Origin of the sequence: Bradyrhizobium sp. Y36, assembly GCF_002531575.1 — a bacterium.
In the GTDB taxonomy this organism is placed as follows: Bacteria; Pseudomonadota; Alphaproteobacteria; order Rhizobiales; family Xanthobacteraceae; genus Bradyrhizobium.
Genome location: NZ_NWTI01000001.1, coordinates 353300 through 366522 on the forward strand (window position 1 = coordinate 353300; position 13223 = coordinate 366522).

General features: G+C 65.2%; 13 protein-coding genes. 8 read left to right on the forward strand and 5 right to left on the reverse strand.

All coding sequences use genetic code 11. The features are described 5' to 3' along the window. Positions 1 to 235 precede the first annotated feature (235 nt). The gene (locus CO669_RS01650; protein ID WP_097657455.1) at positions 236 to 1264 is read left to right on the forward strand and encodes a glycosyltransferase family 2 protein; all 1029 of its coding nucleotides are present in this window, start codon (positions 236 to 238) and stop codon (positions 1262 to 1264) included. A 15-nt stretch (positions 1265 to 1279) separates the two neighbouring features. Here CO669_RS01650 and CO669_RS01655 read toward each other — a convergent pair whose 3' ends face one another. Then, positions 1280 to 2266, reverse strand: a complete 987-nt coding sequence (locus tag CO669_RS01655; RefSeq protein WP_097657456.1) for a glycosyltransferase — start codon at positions 2264 to 2266, stop codon at positions 1280 to 1282. 248 nt (positions 2267 to 2514) lie between these two features. On the opposite strand from CO669_RS01655, the gene CO669_RS01665 reads away from it, so the two are divergent. The 3 genes from CO669_RS01665 (at position 2515) to CO669_RS35820 (ending at position 6224) form a co-directional block, all read left to right on the forward strand. After that, on the forward strand, positions 2515 to 3603 hold the full coding sequence (locus tag CO669_RS01665) for a glycosyltransferase (protein WP_097657926.1): 1089 nt from the start codon (positions 2515 to 2517) through the stop codon (positions 3601 to 3603). Positions 3604 to 3618: 15 nt separating this feature from the next. After that, the gene (locus tag CO669_RS01670) at positions 3619 to 4971 is read left to right on the forward strand and encodes an O-antigen ligase family protein (RefSeq protein WP_097657458.1); all 1353 of its coding nucleotides are present in this window, start codon (positions 3619 to 3621) and stop codon (positions 4969 to 4971) included. Positions 4972 to 5078: 107 nt separating this feature from the next. Then, positions 5079 to 6224, forward strand: a complete 1146-nt coding sequence (locus CO669_RS35820; RefSeq protein ID WP_198963761.1) for a GNAT family N-acetyltransferase — start codon at positions 5079 to 5081, stop codon at positions 6222 to 6224. Positions 6225 to 6283: 59 nt separating this feature from the next. Here the strand turns inward: CO669_RS35820 and wrbA are convergent, their stop codons facing one another. The 3 genes from wrbA to CO669_RS01690 all read right to left on the reverse strand — a co-directional run bounded on the left by wrbA (position 6284) and on the right by CO669_RS01690 (position 8506). Beyond that, the gene (gene wrbA / locus CO669_RS01680) at positions 6284 to 6883 is read right to left on the reverse strand and encodes an NAD(P)H:quinone oxidoreductase (RefSeq protein WP_097657459.1); all 600 of its coding nucleotides are present in this window, start codon (positions 6881 to 6883) and stop codon (positions 6284 to 6286) included. 135 nt (positions 6884 to 7018) lie between these two features. After that, complete coding sequence (locus tag CO669_RS01685; protein ID WP_097657460.1) at positions 7019 to 7717, reverse strand: pirin family protein; 699 nt, start codon at positions 7715 to 7717, stop codon at positions 7019 to 7021. Between the two features lie 36 nt (positions 7718 to 7753). Continuing rightward, on the reverse strand, positions 7754 to 8506 hold the full coding sequence (locus CO669_RS01690; protein ID WP_097657461.1) for an SDR family NAD(P)-dependent oxidoreductase: 753 nt from the start codon (positions 8504 to 8506) through the stop codon (positions 7754 to 7756). 119 nt (positions 8507 to 8625) lie between these two features. Here CO669_RS01690 and CO669_RS01695 point away from each other — a divergent pair, with 119 nt between their 5' ends. Further along, entirely contained in the window at positions 8626 to 9561 is a 936-nt protein-coding gene (locus CO669_RS01695; protein WP_097657462.1) for a LysR family transcriptional regulator, read from the forward strand. Between the two features lie 608 nt (positions 9562 to 10169). Further along, positions 10170 to 10691, forward strand: a complete 522-nt coding sequence (locus CO669_RS01700) for an REP-associated tyrosine transposase (RefSeq protein WP_097657463.1) — start codon at positions 10170 to 10172, stop codon at positions 10689 to 10691. A 115-nt stretch (positions 10692 to 10806) separates the two neighbouring features. On the opposite strand, the gene CO669_RS01705 is transcribed toward CO669_RS01700, so the two are convergent. Then, positions 10807 to 11064, reverse strand: a complete 258-nt coding sequence (locus tag CO669_RS01705) for a hypothetical protein (RefSeq protein ID WP_097657464.1) — start codon at positions 11062 to 11064, stop codon at positions 10807 to 10809. A gap of 358 nt (positions 11065 to 11422) precedes the next feature. Between CO669_RS01705 and CO669_RS01710 the strand changes: the two genes are divergently transcribed. Together CO669_RS01710 and CO669_RS01715 are read left to right on the forward strand one after the other, a co-directional pair. Beyond that, positions 11423 to 11818 carry a hypothetical protein gene (locus CO669_RS01710; RefSeq protein WP_097657465.1) on the forward strand — a complete coding sequence of 132 codons (396 nt, stop codon included), beginning with the start codon at positions 11423 to 11425 and terminating at the stop codon, positions 11816 to 11818. A 349-nt stretch (positions 11819 to 12167) separates the two neighbouring features. Beyond that, a complete protein-coding gene (locus CO669_RS01715; RefSeq protein ID WP_097657466.1) occupies positions 12168 to 13157 on the forward strand; it encodes a tripartite tricarboxylate transporter substrate binding protein in 990 nt (329 codons plus the stop codon). Positions 13158 to 13223: the final 66 nt, after the last annotated feature.

Here is a 13223-nt window from a genome sequence, read left to right on the forward strand (position 1 = left end):
GCATGGACCGCGAATTGCAGTACCACGCGCGCATGATCTGGCGGCAGAAACACGCGAAAGCGGTTAAGCGCTTGATGTATGCTTCAGGGCGGACGGGAGATCGGTGCGACGTGCAGGCGCGCGCGTCTCGACCGGCCGTTCATTTTGGGACGCATCTGTCCCGCGGCGATGTGCCGTCGCGGGACGCTGGATCGAAGCAGGGCTTTTTCAACATATCTCGGACATTGAGAACGTCATGAAATTGATCCCGACAGACCTCTCCGCCACGCGCATCTCGGATGCCGTGCGCGATCCCAACCGGGAGATCGCGGCAAGCTCCCGCGTCATCGACCTGTCTGTCGGCATCGTCGTCTGCATTCCCTGCTTCCGTCGTCCGCAGCACCTGCGGCTGACGCTGGACTCGCTGGCCAACCAGCGCACGCCGCGTTCCTTTGCCGTCGTCATGGTCGAGAACGATGCCGTGCAGCGCGAGAGCGCACCGGTCGCCGCGGAATTTCTGGCCGAGGGAAGGCTGCAGGGCGTCTGCCTGGTCGAGAAGCGGCAGGGCAATTGCCAGGCGATCAACGCCGCGTTCGAGACGGCGCAGGCGCTGTTTCCGGCCGCCACCCGTTTCCTGATGATCGACGACGACGAGATCGCCTCACCCGACTGGCTCGAGCTGATGGTCCGCACCGCGGAGGCGACCGGCGCCGACGTGGTCGGCGGGCCGGTGCTGCCGGTGTTCGAGGACGACAGCAAGCCGTGGCTGTCGCGCCATCCCGCCTTCTGCCCCGCCTACGACTATTCCGGCGCGGTGCCGCTGATCTACGGCTGCGGCAATTGCCTGATCACGCGCGCGGCCTTCGAGCGTTTCGACCGTCCCGCGTTCGACCTTCGCTTCAACTTCCTCGGCGGCGGCGATTGCGATTTCTTCGTGCGGTGCCGCGACGCCGGCATGCTGTTCCACTGGACGGCCGAGGCCGTGATCACCGAGACCGTGCCGCAAGGCCGCACCAGTTTCGGCTGGATCGCAAAGCGCGGCCTGCGCATCGGCGCGATCAATTATCGTGTGCAGCTCAAGGCCGCGCGGGGTATGGCGGCGCGGGCGCGGGTGTTTGCGCAGATGCTGGGACGGTTGCCGCTGTCGCTGGTTCGCGCTGCCGGCTTGTTGACGTCGTCGAAGGCCGTCGTCGCGATGCATCCCGTGTTGGTCGCGTTCGGCTCGCTGCTCGCGGCGTTCGGGATCGAGCCGAAGCCTTATGAGGCCTCGAAGATCGTGTCCTGACGCAGCCGCGACGGGCTAGATACCGAGCCGGGCGAGGGCGACCCTGAGCGTCGCGCGGGGCAGCGATCTCGGCGATCGCTGGCCGATCATGGCGAGATAAGAGAGGGCGTCGCGATACCTGCCGAAGCGCACCGCCTGCATCGCCGAATAGGTGACGAGATGAATCTCGGCGGCGAGGCGCAGCCCGGCCGTCATGCGCTCGGGCAATCTCGCCAGGATCAACCCGTCGTCGAACACCCGCGCAATGGCCGGGAAGAAGTCTTTCGGCGTCCGCAGCGCCGCGTTCATGGTGTTGGCGGTGTGCAGACGATAGTCGAGCAGCAGCTTTGGTGCGAACTCGAATTCGCCGATCGCCGCCAGGCGGCACCAGCAATGCCAGTCCTCGCAATATCTCAAGGACGTGTCGAAGCCGCCGATGGCCCGGAAGGCCTCCGCGCGTGCGAGCGCGATGCCGCCATTGACGATGAAATTGCCGGCGGCAAGCCGCGTCAGCACGTCGCCGGAGGGTTTTCGGCGTCCTTTCAGAAGGCCGCGCCGGCCGATCTGGCGCCCTTCGCTGTCGATCGTGTTGTAGTCGCCATAGACCAGAACCGCGCGCGGCGCGCCGCGGGCGACCGTCAGCAGGGCGGCCACGGCGCCGGGACGCAGCCGGTCGTCGGCATCGAGGAAGAGCAGCCAGTCGCCGCTGGCATATCGTGCGCCGAGATTGCGCGCCGCCGACACGCCGGCGGCATCATTTGTCATCAAGCGCAGACGCGGATCGCGAATGGCGCGGACGATTGCGGTGGTGTCGTCGGTGGAACCATCGTCCACCACGATCACTTCGCCGACCTCGCTTTGCGCGAGCGCGCTGGCGAGGGTTTCGCCGATATAGGCCGCGACGTTCTTGGCGGGAATGACGACGGAGACGGGCGGGACCGAAATTGCCGGCAGCGGCTGACGTGCCGCCGGCCCCACGCGAGAGGCGGCCGGCAATTCGAGAACGTCTTCGGCGGTGATCACGCTACTGCTCGCCTTTAATGATCCGTTAACCAGGACGCATCCGCCGCACTGAAAACGTGCGCGATCGCGGGCCTGATTGCGCGCGGATGATACTCGCATCGCACGCGAATGGTTGCCGGGAAGGCCATCGCGGCGCCGGTTTCGTAGATTAGCGTTAAGCCGCTGGCATTAAGCCTGTGGCAAATTTCGAAGAGAGCGACAGCCTGTCCCATGCGAGAATGCGCATCAGGTTGCCGCGGATGGATCCAGTGCCCGCCAAGACGTTCGAACACGACCCCGATGCGATGATCCTCAACCTCTTCTACGAGGACAAGGACGATCGCTGGTTTCCCGGCGACCGGCATCTGCGGCGCATGGCGCGCCGCCTGCTTCTGGGCGAGCCGCGCATGAGCGGGCAGCTTCGCGTGTTCCTCAATCTCTGCGCGGGGCTCGACCGGCTCGGGATCCGCTACCGCGTCAACGATTACGGCTACATCGCGCAGCACCCCGACGAGCTCGCCTGCATCATCGGCCGAACCTTCCTGCTCGACAAATTCGCGTGGAAGAACCCGATCCTGCTCGGCGTTGCCGCCCACAATCATCCGCTCGACGACCCCGATCTCTTCAAGCGTCTGCCGGTGAAGAAGGTCGTGGTGCCCGGCCCCTGGTACGTCGACATGTACCGGCCGCATTGGCCCGACACCGAAGCCTGGCCGATCGGCATCGACACGGATCTGTGGGCGCCGTCGCAGGCCTCTCGGAAGAGCGTGGACGTGCTGATCTACGACAAGGTCCACTGGGACCGCGAGCGCTTTGCACCTGAGTTGATCGAACCCATCCGTGCCCGGCTGATCAAGGAGGGCCGCTCGTTCACGGAGTTGCGTTACGGCAGCTACAAGGAAGAGGATTTTCAGGCCGCGCTGGCGGCCTCGCGCGCGATGATCTTCCTGTGCCAGAACGAGAGCCAGGGCATCGCCTATCAGCAGGCCTTGTCTTGCGGCGTGCCTGTCTTCGCCTGGGATCCGGGCGGGCCATGGCGAGACCCCGATTACTATCCGCACCGCGTCCAGTTCGCGCCGGTGTCGTCGGTGCCGTATTGGGACGATCGCTGCGGCGCCAGGTTCACCGATATCGCAGGGTTCGAGGCGGGGTGGGACGACTTCTGGGCCGGCTGTGCCGCGGGGGCTTTCGATCCGCGCGGCTATATCCTGGACAATCTCACGCTCGAGCAACGGGCGCTGCAATATTACGAGATTGCGCGGAGCATCATGCGGCAGCCGGCGGCCGGCAAGGTCGATGAGGGACGCTCAGCCGGGGTGCGCCAGGACCCGGAGCTTCACCGGCACGAAGTGTCTTGAGCCGTGGACCGAAGCATGGACCGCAGCGCCGCTGACACGACCGACCTCCAGGCTCGCTCGTTGAGCCGTGTCCTGCGCGATAGCCTGGCGGAGCTCGATGCCGTGCAGGCCGCGCGTTGTCTGGTCGCGGTCGCCTCGCTGCTGCTGGTGCTGGTGACGCTCGATCCGTTTCCCGATCTGCGCAATCCCGATGTCACCACCGTCGTCGGCGGACGAATGGCGCTGACCTATGTGTCCTGGGGCCTCCTCGCCGCCGTCGCCATGCTGTTCGTCGCGACGACGGATGCGCCCGCGCTGAAGACCCTGGTGACGCCGCTGCACCTCTGTCTCGTCGGCTGGCTTGTGATCAACGTCGTGCTCTCCGAGAGTCGCGGCGTCTCGATTCAGCGGTTCGCACTCGCCGCCAGCGTGACCTCGCTCGCGGTCCTGCTGCCATTGCTGCCGCCGTCGCAGCGCAGCTTCAATGAATGCCTGGGTGCCGCCGCGCTGGTGCTGCTCACGCTGTGCTATCTCGGCGTCGTCCTCGCGCCGCATTATTCGATTCACACCGCACTCGACATCACCGAGCCGCAGCTCGCCGGCGATTGGCGCGGCAGCTTCGGCCACAAGAACATCGCCTCGCCCGTGATGACTATCCTGGTCTATGTCGGCATCTACCTTTGCGCCGCCGGCTCCTTCGTGATGGGGCCTGCGATCGCCGCGCTCGCCGGCATCTTCCTGATCTTCACCGGCGGCAAGACCTCGACGGTGCTGTGCCTTGCGGTCTACGCGCTGGCCTCGCTGGTCTATGTCACGCCAAGCCTGTGGCTGAAGCGGATCATCTGCTTCGTGCCGCTGATCGTGATGAACCTGCTGACGGTCGGCAGCGTCCTGAGCCCGGCGCTCGGCGCCATGACGCGGCTGCTTCCGCTCGATCCCACCTTCACCGGCCGTTCCGACATCTGGGAGTTCGCGCTCGCCGCCGTCGCCGAGAAGCCGATCATCGGTCACGGCTATGCGGCCTTCTGGGACGACGTCACGGCACGGCAGACGGCGCAAGGCGCTGAATGGGCGACCTCGGCGGCGCACAGCCACAACAGCTATCTCGACCTCGCGGTGACCATCGGCCTGCCGGGGCTGATGCTCGTGATCCTCGTCTTCGTGCTCGCCCCGCTTCGCAATTTCCAGTCAGCCCAGACGCATAGCCACAGCGGCGCGCTGGCCAAGCTGTTCCTGACCGTGTGGTTGTTCGGCCTCTATTACGGAGCGACCGAGACCTTCCTGCTCGAACGGCAGAACCCGATCTGGTTCATGTTCGCTCTGGCGGTGGCCGGTCTGCATTTCCTGGCCCGGTTCCAATGCGTCGCGCAAACGGAACCGGCGCCATGAAGCCGTTCGCGTCCGAGGCCGTCCGTCGTGACAATGGCTTAACGATAAGCCGGTCTGCGACAAAACATGACCTATCCCGAAACATTCAGTAATCGTATGCCCCGCCGATGACGTTTCTCAGCGTCGAGCAACTGGATGGTGTTGTGTCCGCCGCCTCGGACATCGCGATCGACTTCGTGCGCGACTGGCGCGCGGCTGCCTCGCGCCTGAACGCCGGGCATCGCACTGCTTTCCAACATGCTTACTGGCTCGATGCCTGGTATCAGGCGTTCGACGACGTTGCGCCGTTGATTGCCGTGATCTCCGATGCCGCCACCGGCAAGGACATCGCGGTGGTGCCGATGATCAGCCATGTCAGGCGCGGCATCCGCGTCGTCGAGCTCGCCGATCTCGGCGTCTCCGACAACAACGCGCCGATCCTCGCACTTGATGCCGCATTGGACGCCGCGGCGGCGCAGGCCATCAGCAGGGCGTTGGTCGCGGCGTTGCGCGCCTTGCCGGACCGCTTCGATCTGCTTCGCCTGCGGAAGATGCCGGTGCAGGTCGGCGGCAAGCCGAACCCGCTGGTGTCGCTCGGGCGGATCGGGTCCTCCTCGCTCAACGGCAATCTCGTGCTGATGGGCGACGACTATGCGGACTATCAGGCGTCGATCAAGCGCATGCAGATGCCGCGTTGCTGGCGCGTCTTCAGCCGGCACGAAGGCGCGCGGTTCGAGATCGCCACGGATGTCGCGCGTGCGCATGAACTGATGGACGTCATGGACGTCCAGCAGCAGGCACGGATGCGAAAGCTCGGCTCGCCGTTCGTTCTCAACGACGAGGCCCATGCGCGATTCTATCGCGAGGTCGCCCGCCAGGGCGTCGCGGAAGGGTATGCCGTCCTCACGGCGCTGGTGTGCGACGAGGGCGTCGTCGCCACCGCGCTCGGCGTCAGACACGGCGGGACCTATTACCTGCTCCGCATCAGCCACGGCGGCGATTCCTGGTCGAGCTGTTCGCCGGGGCTGCTCGTCGCCGAGCGCACCATGGCGGCGCTGCATGAAGAGGGCGTGCGCCGTTTCGACCTCAGCATCGGCAATCAGGACTATAAGCGGCGCTTCGGCGCCGAGCGGGTGCCGTTGACCGATGTCAGCGTGGCGCTGACCTGGCGCGGTCTGCCCTATGCCTGGCGCGACCACGCCGCACAGGGCCTGCGCCGCTATCCCGCGGCTGCCGCCCTTGCGGCGCGGGCCATGGGCAAAGGGATACGTTGAAGCGGCATTCCCGAACGGGAATGCCGCGATGCATCGATCTTATCGATCAGGCGTGAAGTCTAGCCATGCAGCTTCCTGGCGGTCTCCGCGATCTGGCGGCCCTGATAGCGCGCGCCGGCGAGCTCGTTGGCGCTGGGCTGGCGGCTGCCGTCGCCGCCTGTGATCGTGGTGGCGCCATAGGGCGCGCCGCCGGTGACCTCGTCGAGCTTCATCTGACCGGCAAAGCCGTAGTTCATGCCGACGATCACCATGCCGAAATGCAGCAGGTTGGTGATGACAGAGAACAGCGTCGTCTCCTGGCCGCCATGCTGGGTCGCGGTGGCCGTGAAGGCGCCGCCGACCTTGCCGTGCAGCGCGCCCTTGGCCCAGAGCCCGCCGGCCTGGTCCAGGAAGTTCGCCATCTGCGAGGCCATGCGACCGAAGCGGGTGCCGGTGCCGACGATGATCGCGTCGTAATTGGCGAGGTCCTCGATCTTGGCGACCGGCGCGGCCTGGTCGAGCTTGTAATAGGAGGCTTTCGCGACCTCGGCCGGCACCAGTTCGGGGACGCGCTTGATGTCGACGGTCGCGCCCGCTTCGCGCGCGCCTTCGGCGACGGCATTGGCCATCGCCTCGATATGGCCATAGGCGGAATAATAGAGAACGAGAACTTTGGTCATGGTGGTCTCCGTTGGGTGATGAGTTGAGTTGCCGTCGTTGCCGGGCTTGACCCGGCAACCCATCGCCGCTCGAAAAAGCTCCTTGCGAAGGTGATGGATGCCCGGGGCAAGCCCGGGCATGACGAGTTGTTGTGGTTACGCCGCGTCGACGAGCACGAGCTCGCTGTCCTCGAGCGCGGTGATTGTCAGCGTGCTCTCGTCGCGGATCGCAGCACCGTCGCGGGCATTGACGCGGACGCCGTTGATCTCGACCGCGCCTGCCGCCGGCACGAGGTAGAGGTGCCGCGACGCCTGCGGCGCGTATTCGGCGCTCTCGCCGGCCTTCAGCGTGGTGGCGAGCACCCGCGCGTCGGCGCGGATCGGCAGCGCGTCGGTATCGCCTTCGATACCGCTTGCGATGGTGACGAGCTTGCCGGAGCGATCGGCCTTGGGGAAAGGCTTCGAGCCCCAGGTCGGCTGTCCCCCGCGCGTCGTCGGCTCGATCCAGATCTGGAAGATCCGCGTCTTCGTCGGCTCCAGATTGTACTCGGAGTGGCGGATGCCGCTGCCGGCGCTCATCACCTGCACGTCGCCCGCCTCGGTCCGGCCCTCGTTGCCGAGGCTGTCCTGATGGGTGATCGCGCCCTCGCGCACATAGGTGATGATTTCCATGTTGGCGTGGGGATGGGCGGGAAAGCCGGTGTTGGGCGCGATCTCGTCGTCGTTCCACACCCTTAAAGAGCCATGGCCCATGTTGTTGGGGTCATAGTGGCTGGCGAAGGAGAAGTGGTGCTTGGCCTTGAGCCAGCCGTGATCGGCGCCGCCGAGCTTGTTGAAAGGTCTGAGTTCGATCATCGAAGTGTGTCCTGATGGGAGGAGAGGGGCTTGGCGTCAGGCGCCAAACCCGCCGTCGACGTTGAGAACGGTGCCGGTGACGAAGGAGGCTTGCGGGCTGGCGAGGAACACCACGCCGGCGGCGACCTCCTCGGGGCGGCCGAAGCGCTGCAGCGCATGCTGCTTGCGCTGGGTCTCGGCGAACTCGCCGCCGTCCTTCGGGTTCATGTCGGTATCGATCGAGCCGGGCTGCACCACGTTGACCGTGATGCCGCGCGGACCGAGATCGCGCGCTGCGCCCTTGGTGTAACCGACCACAGCGGCCTTGGTGGCGACGTAGTCGGCGAGACCGGGAAACGAGGCGCGGTCGGCGAGCATGGAGCCGACGGTGACGATGCGGCCGCCTTCACCCATCAATTGCGACGCGGCGCGGATCGCCGCGATCACGCCATGCACGTTGACCTGATCCTGGCGGGCGAGCGCTTCGGTGTCGGCATTGGCATCGTCGATCGCACCGCCATTGGCGACACCGGCATTGTTGACGAGGATGTCGAGATGGCCGAATTCCCTGGCGACGTCGTTGACCAGTTGCGTGACGTCCTTCGCGGAGGCCTGGTCGGCCTTGAAGGCGCGGGCCTTGACGCCCTTGGCCTTCAGTTCTGTGACGACGGCTTCCGCCTTGTCTGGCGAGGCAACGTAGCTGATGGCGACATCAGCGCCTTCGTCGGCGAGAGCGCGGGCGCTTGCCGCGCCGATGCCGCGCGAACCGCCGGTGACGAGGGCAACCTTGCCTGAGAGCGTCTTGGTCATTGGATTTTCTCCATTGCGTAGGTTTGCGATTGACCCTTGGATAAGCCTCCGCCTGTGGTATAGAAATAGAAACTGTTGAAACGCATTGTTTCAATAATTAGCCCAATTGGACCGCGACCATGGCGAAACTCCCGGATTTCGAGGCCCTCGCGATTTTCGCAAAAGTCGTGGAGCTCAGGTCGTTCGCGGGCGCCGCGAGCGAGCTGGCGATGTCCAAGGCGACAGTGTCGAAGGCGGTCACGCGCCTCGAGGAGCGGCTCGGCGCGCGGCTGTTCAACCGCACCTCGCGCCGGCTGGCGCTGACCGATGCCGGCCACAAGCTCGCCGACCGCGCCACGCGCCTGCTCGCCGACGGCGAAGCGGCGGAGAACGAGGCGCTGGCGCAATCGGTGGCGCCGCGCGGCCTGGTGCGGCTGGCCGTGCCGATGACGTTCGGCATCAAGGCGGTGGCGCCGCTGCTCCCGGAATTCTTCGAGGCCTATCCGGAAGTCTCGGTCGATCTGCATTTGAGCGATGCGACGGTCGACCTGATCGGCGAGGGTTTTGACATGGCGGTGCGGATCGCGCGGCTGCCGGACTCGTCGCTGATCGCGCGGCGCCTGTTCACCATGCCCCGCTTCACGGTGGCCGCGCCGTCATACCTGAAGAAGCATGGTCGCCCGACCCATCCGATGCATCTGGCCGAGCACAAATGCTTCGCTTACGCCTACATGTCGACGCCCAACGTCTGGCACTACACCAATTCGGCCGGCGAGCAGGCCAGCGTGCGACCGGGCGGGCCGCTCCGCGTCAACAACGGCGAAGCCGTGATGCCGTCATTGATCGCAGGCCTCGGCATCGCCGAGCTACCTGAATTCATCGTTGGCGAAGCGATTTCGTCGGGCGCCGTCGAAGTGATCCTGAAGGACTGGAAGCAGGCCGAAGGCGCCGTGCATCTGGTGACGCCCCCCGGCGGCCCCCGTCCCGCGCGCGTGGAAGCCCTCGGCGATTTCCTCGCCGCCAAGCTGCCGGGCACATGCAAGCGGCGGCCGCACGGGAAGGTGAAGGGCTCATAGAGCGAGCTGTTTCAACCTCATTGCGAGCGCAGCGAAGCAATCCAGCCGCCGTAGGGTGGGCAAAGCGCAGCGTGCCCACGTCTTTGCCTGAGGGGCCCAAATGTCTCGACACCGGCACGCACAGGGCAGTCCGGCGAGTGACCGTGGGCACGGCGCGCGAAGAGCGCGCCTATGCCCACCCTACGAGACCTCGCTAATCTGCCGTTGTGCAAACTATCGTAGGGTGGGCAAAGCGCAGCGTGCCCACGTCTTTGCCTGAGGGGGCGCAAATGTCTCGACACCGGCGCGCACAAGGCAGTCCGGCGAGCGATCGTGGGCACGGCGCGCGAAGAGCGCGCCTTTGCCCACCCTACGAGACCTCGCTAATCTGCCGTTGTGCAAACCATCGTAGGGTGGGCAAAGCGCAGCGTGCCCGCGCCTTTGCCTGAGGGGGCGCAAATGTCTCGACACCGGCGCGCACAAGGCAGTCCGGCGAGCGATCGTGGGCACGGCGCGCGAAGAGCGCGCCTTTGCCCACCCTACGAGACCTCGCTAATCTGCCGTTGTGCAAACCATCGTAGGGTGGGCAAAGCGAAGCGTGCCCACGTCTTTGCTCGAAGGATCGCAGAATGTCTCGATATCGGCGCGCGCGGGGCAGTACGTTCTTCTTCACTGTCGTGCTCGCTGACGGTTCAAGCACTCTGTTGGTAGATCAAGTCGATCGTCTCAGGCGAATTTATCGAACTGTTCGGCAACGCCGTCCGTTCGAAACCGTCGCGATCTGCATCCTGCCGGACCATCTTCATGCGATTTGGACGCTGCCGGAGGGCGACGTCGACTTTTCATCGCGCTGGAATCTGATCAAGGGTGGCTTTTCGCGAGGCTTGGAGGCCGGGCCGCCTTCGATGAGCAAATTGAAGAAACGCGAGAAAGGCATCTGGCAGCGTCGCTACTGGGAGCACGCCATTCGCGACGATACGGATTTGGAACGGCACATCGATTACACCCACTTCAATCCCGTGAAGCACGGTCTCGTCACCCGCGTGCGCGATTGGCCGTCCAGCAGCTTTCATGGTCACGTGGAGAAGGGCACCCTTCCCCTGGACTGGGGAGGGGATGTACGGGAGATCGCAGGGCAATTCGGCGAGTGACCGTGGGCACGGCGCGCGAAGAGCGCGCCTTTGCCCACCCTACGAGACCTCGCCCGTCGATCCTTCGGAGCGCCTCTCGTAGGGTGGGCAAAGCGCAGCGTGGCCACGTCTTTGCCTACGCCACCTTCACGCCGTCGATGGCCACGATGCGCAAGGTCGGCTTCAGCGTGCCCTCCAATTGCGTCTTCAATTCGTGGACGCGCGGGTCGCGCGAGCGTGCGGCGCAGACGCCGTATTGATGGACGGATTGCGCCAAAGCGCGCCGCGCTTCCGGTGTCCGCGTCACTTCGGGCCTTGAAAGCCGCAACACGATCGCTGCGAGACTCACCAGCATCTCGTCGAGCGCAACGTCGATGGTCGCCAGATTCCGCATTGCTCACTCTCCTTGGAAGGGCAACAGCGGGTCCGGGCATGCGTTCCTGGCGCGGCCGGACATGGTGAACGCTTCGTAAACGTCTTGTTCTTGCCGTCTGGCGCGTTAGGCTGGCGGCGACATGAGAAAATCAGGGGGAGGCACCACCAGGGATCGACGCGATCTCTTGCGCGCCGCTGCTGCACTGCCGTTGATGGAGCTTTTAACCAGGCAGTTTGCCAAGGCGAAGAAGCGCTAGGCGCCGTCGCGTTGCGGTCATGAACTTCGTTGTCTATATCCGCGCCGCGTTTTGTTTCCTGCTTCGTGTTTCTCAACAACCCGATCGACCGCTACATGGTGCTTCGATCCCGGGCTTGGCATGTTCGCTCGCAGCGACAAGGCCGGCGCCATCGTCCGACAAGTTGCCGGTCAGGCCGGATGCAAACGCTATGTCGTCGTGATCAAGGGAATACGCCAGGGTGGATTCTTCGGCATCGGTATCATGAAGGGCAGCCCGTTGTACAACATGGCCGACATCTACGCGGTCATACGGATCTACGTTCATGACGGGCAAAGCTTCGATATTCTGAAGAGCGGCGAAGGCTCGATCAGCGGAAGCAACTTTATGACCGGGCCGCCGACGCTGCGTATCGATTGGGCGCAGTGGCCAGAACCGCCGGAAGCCGCCAACAATCCAGTAATGCGCGCGTCGACGCGGCAACTGCTCGGCAACGTCCTCGACAAGAGCCTGCCTGCCTTGTTGCAGTCGCAGTAGTTGAGGAGATCCGGTCAACCGGTCGCCCCTCTTCCGGTAGGGCAATCGCATATGGGTGCGACCTCCCCTGTAGCCATCCTTCGAGACGCCCGCCGTTGGCGGGCCCTCAGGATGAGGACCTGGTGTGCGGCACCGGTTTCAACAGGTGCCAATGCAACTGAGCCTCATCCTGAGGAGACCGCGAAGCGGTCGTCTCGAAGGACGAGGCGCTTGCTCAGGCCTCGCCGAGTAGGCAAATGCGATTGCCCTGCCCCCTCCGCGGAGGGGGCAAGCGCACGGCTATCGCAACACAATCCATTTCGGTTAGGCTGCCCCCCAACAACGAAAACAATCGGGGAGGTACCAACCAATGAACCGCCGCGAACTCCTGAAGGCCGCTGCCGTGCTGCCGCTAGCACAGGCAGCTTGCTCTCAGTCAAGCTTTGCCCAAGCTCTTTACCCCGCCCGCAACATCACACTGATCGTGCCGTTTCCAGCGGGCGGCCAGGCTGACCTTGCGGCGCGCCCCGTCGCGATGGCGCTGGAGCGGATTCTCGGCAAACCCGTGATCGTCGACAACCGCGCCGGTGGCGGCGGCGGCTCGGTCGGCAATGCCGCGGCGGCGCGCGCCGAGCCCGACGGCTACACGCTGCTGATGACGCTGTCCTCGCTCGCGGTGCTTCCCGAGGCCGACCGGCTGTTCGACCGTCCCGTTGCCTACGAAGTCTCGCAGTTCATGCCGATCGCGCGCGTGCTCGCCGATCCCACGCTGCTGGCGGTGCCGGCCTCCGCACCGTGGAAGACGGCGCAGGATTTCATCGAGGACGCATCGAGGCGCCCGGGCCAGATCACCTACGGCTCGTCCGGTCCCTACGGCACGCTGCATGTGGCGATGGAGATGTTCGCGAACAGTGCCGGCATAAAATTGCTGCACGTGCCGTTCCGCGGCGCAGGCCCCGCGCTCACCGCGCTGCTCAGCGGCACCGTGCAGGCGATCGCCGCCGCGCCGGGCACGCTGAAGCCGCAGGTCGACGACGGCAAGCTGCGCGTGCTCGGCAATTGCGGCGCGCAACGCGTCGCGAGCTTCCCTGACGTGCCGACCTTCCAGGAGCTCGGCTACAAGGACGTCGAGATGTACATCTGGGCCGGGCTGTTCGCGCAGAGTTCTCTTCCCGCGCCGATCGCGACCCGCCTGCGCGAGGCGATGGGGCAGGTGATGACGAGCCCCGACGTGCTCAAGGCCTTCGAAACCTCGGGCAGCCTCGTTGCCTATCAGGACGCGCCGGCCTTCGCGCAATTCGTCGCGACCGACAGCACGCGGCTGATCGCGGCGGTGAAGAAGATCGGCAAGGTGGAGTAGGTTCCAGGTCTGTTTTCACATTTTTTTGTTGGTCCAGAACCGGCTCTCGCCTCATTAATTGATGAG

Coding starts and splice junctions, on each gene's coding strand:
- CO669_RS01710 (WP_097657465.1), top strand. CDS start 11,423: ATGTTCGCTCGCAGCGACAAGGCCGGCGCCATCGTCCGACAAGTTGCC.
- CO669_RS01695 (WP_097657462.1), top strand. CDS start 8,626: ATGGCGAAACTCCCGGATTTCGAGGCCCTCGCGATTTTCGCAAAAGTC.
- CO669_RS01685 (WP_097657460.1), bottom strand. CDS start 7,717: ATGATCGAACTCAGACCTTTCAACAAGCTCGGCGGCGCCGATCACGGC.
- CO669_RS01650 (WP_097657455.1), top strand. CDS start 236: ATGAAATTGATCCCGACAGACCTCTCCGCCACGCGCATCTCGGATGCC.
- CO669_RS01690 (WP_097657461.1), bottom strand. CDS start 8,506: ATGACCAAGACGCTCTCAGGCAAGGTTGCCCTCGTCACCGGCGGTTCG.
- CO669_RS01670 (WP_097657458.1), top strand. CDS start 3,619: ATGGACCGCAGCGCCGCTGACACGACCGACCTCCAGGCTCGCTCGTTG.
- CO669_RS01705 (WP_097657464.1), bottom strand. CDS start 11,064: ATGCGGAATCTGGCGACCATCGACGTTGCGCTCGACGAGATGCTGGTG.
- wrbA (WP_097657459.1), bottom strand. CDS start 6,883: ATGACCAAAGTTCTCGTTCTCTATTATTCCGCCTATGGCCATATCGAG.
- CO669_RS01715 (WP_097657466.1), top strand. CDS start 12,168: ATGAACCGCCGCGAACTCCTGAAGGCCGCTGCCGTGCTGCCGCTAGCA.
- CO669_RS01700 (WP_097657463.1), top strand. CDS start 10,170: ATGTCTCGATATCGGCGCGCGCGGGGCAGTACGTTCTTCTTCACTGTC.
- CO669_RS35820 (WP_198963761.1), top strand. CDS start 5,079: ATGACGTTTCTCAGCGTCGAGCAACTGGATGGTGTTGTGTCCGCCGCC.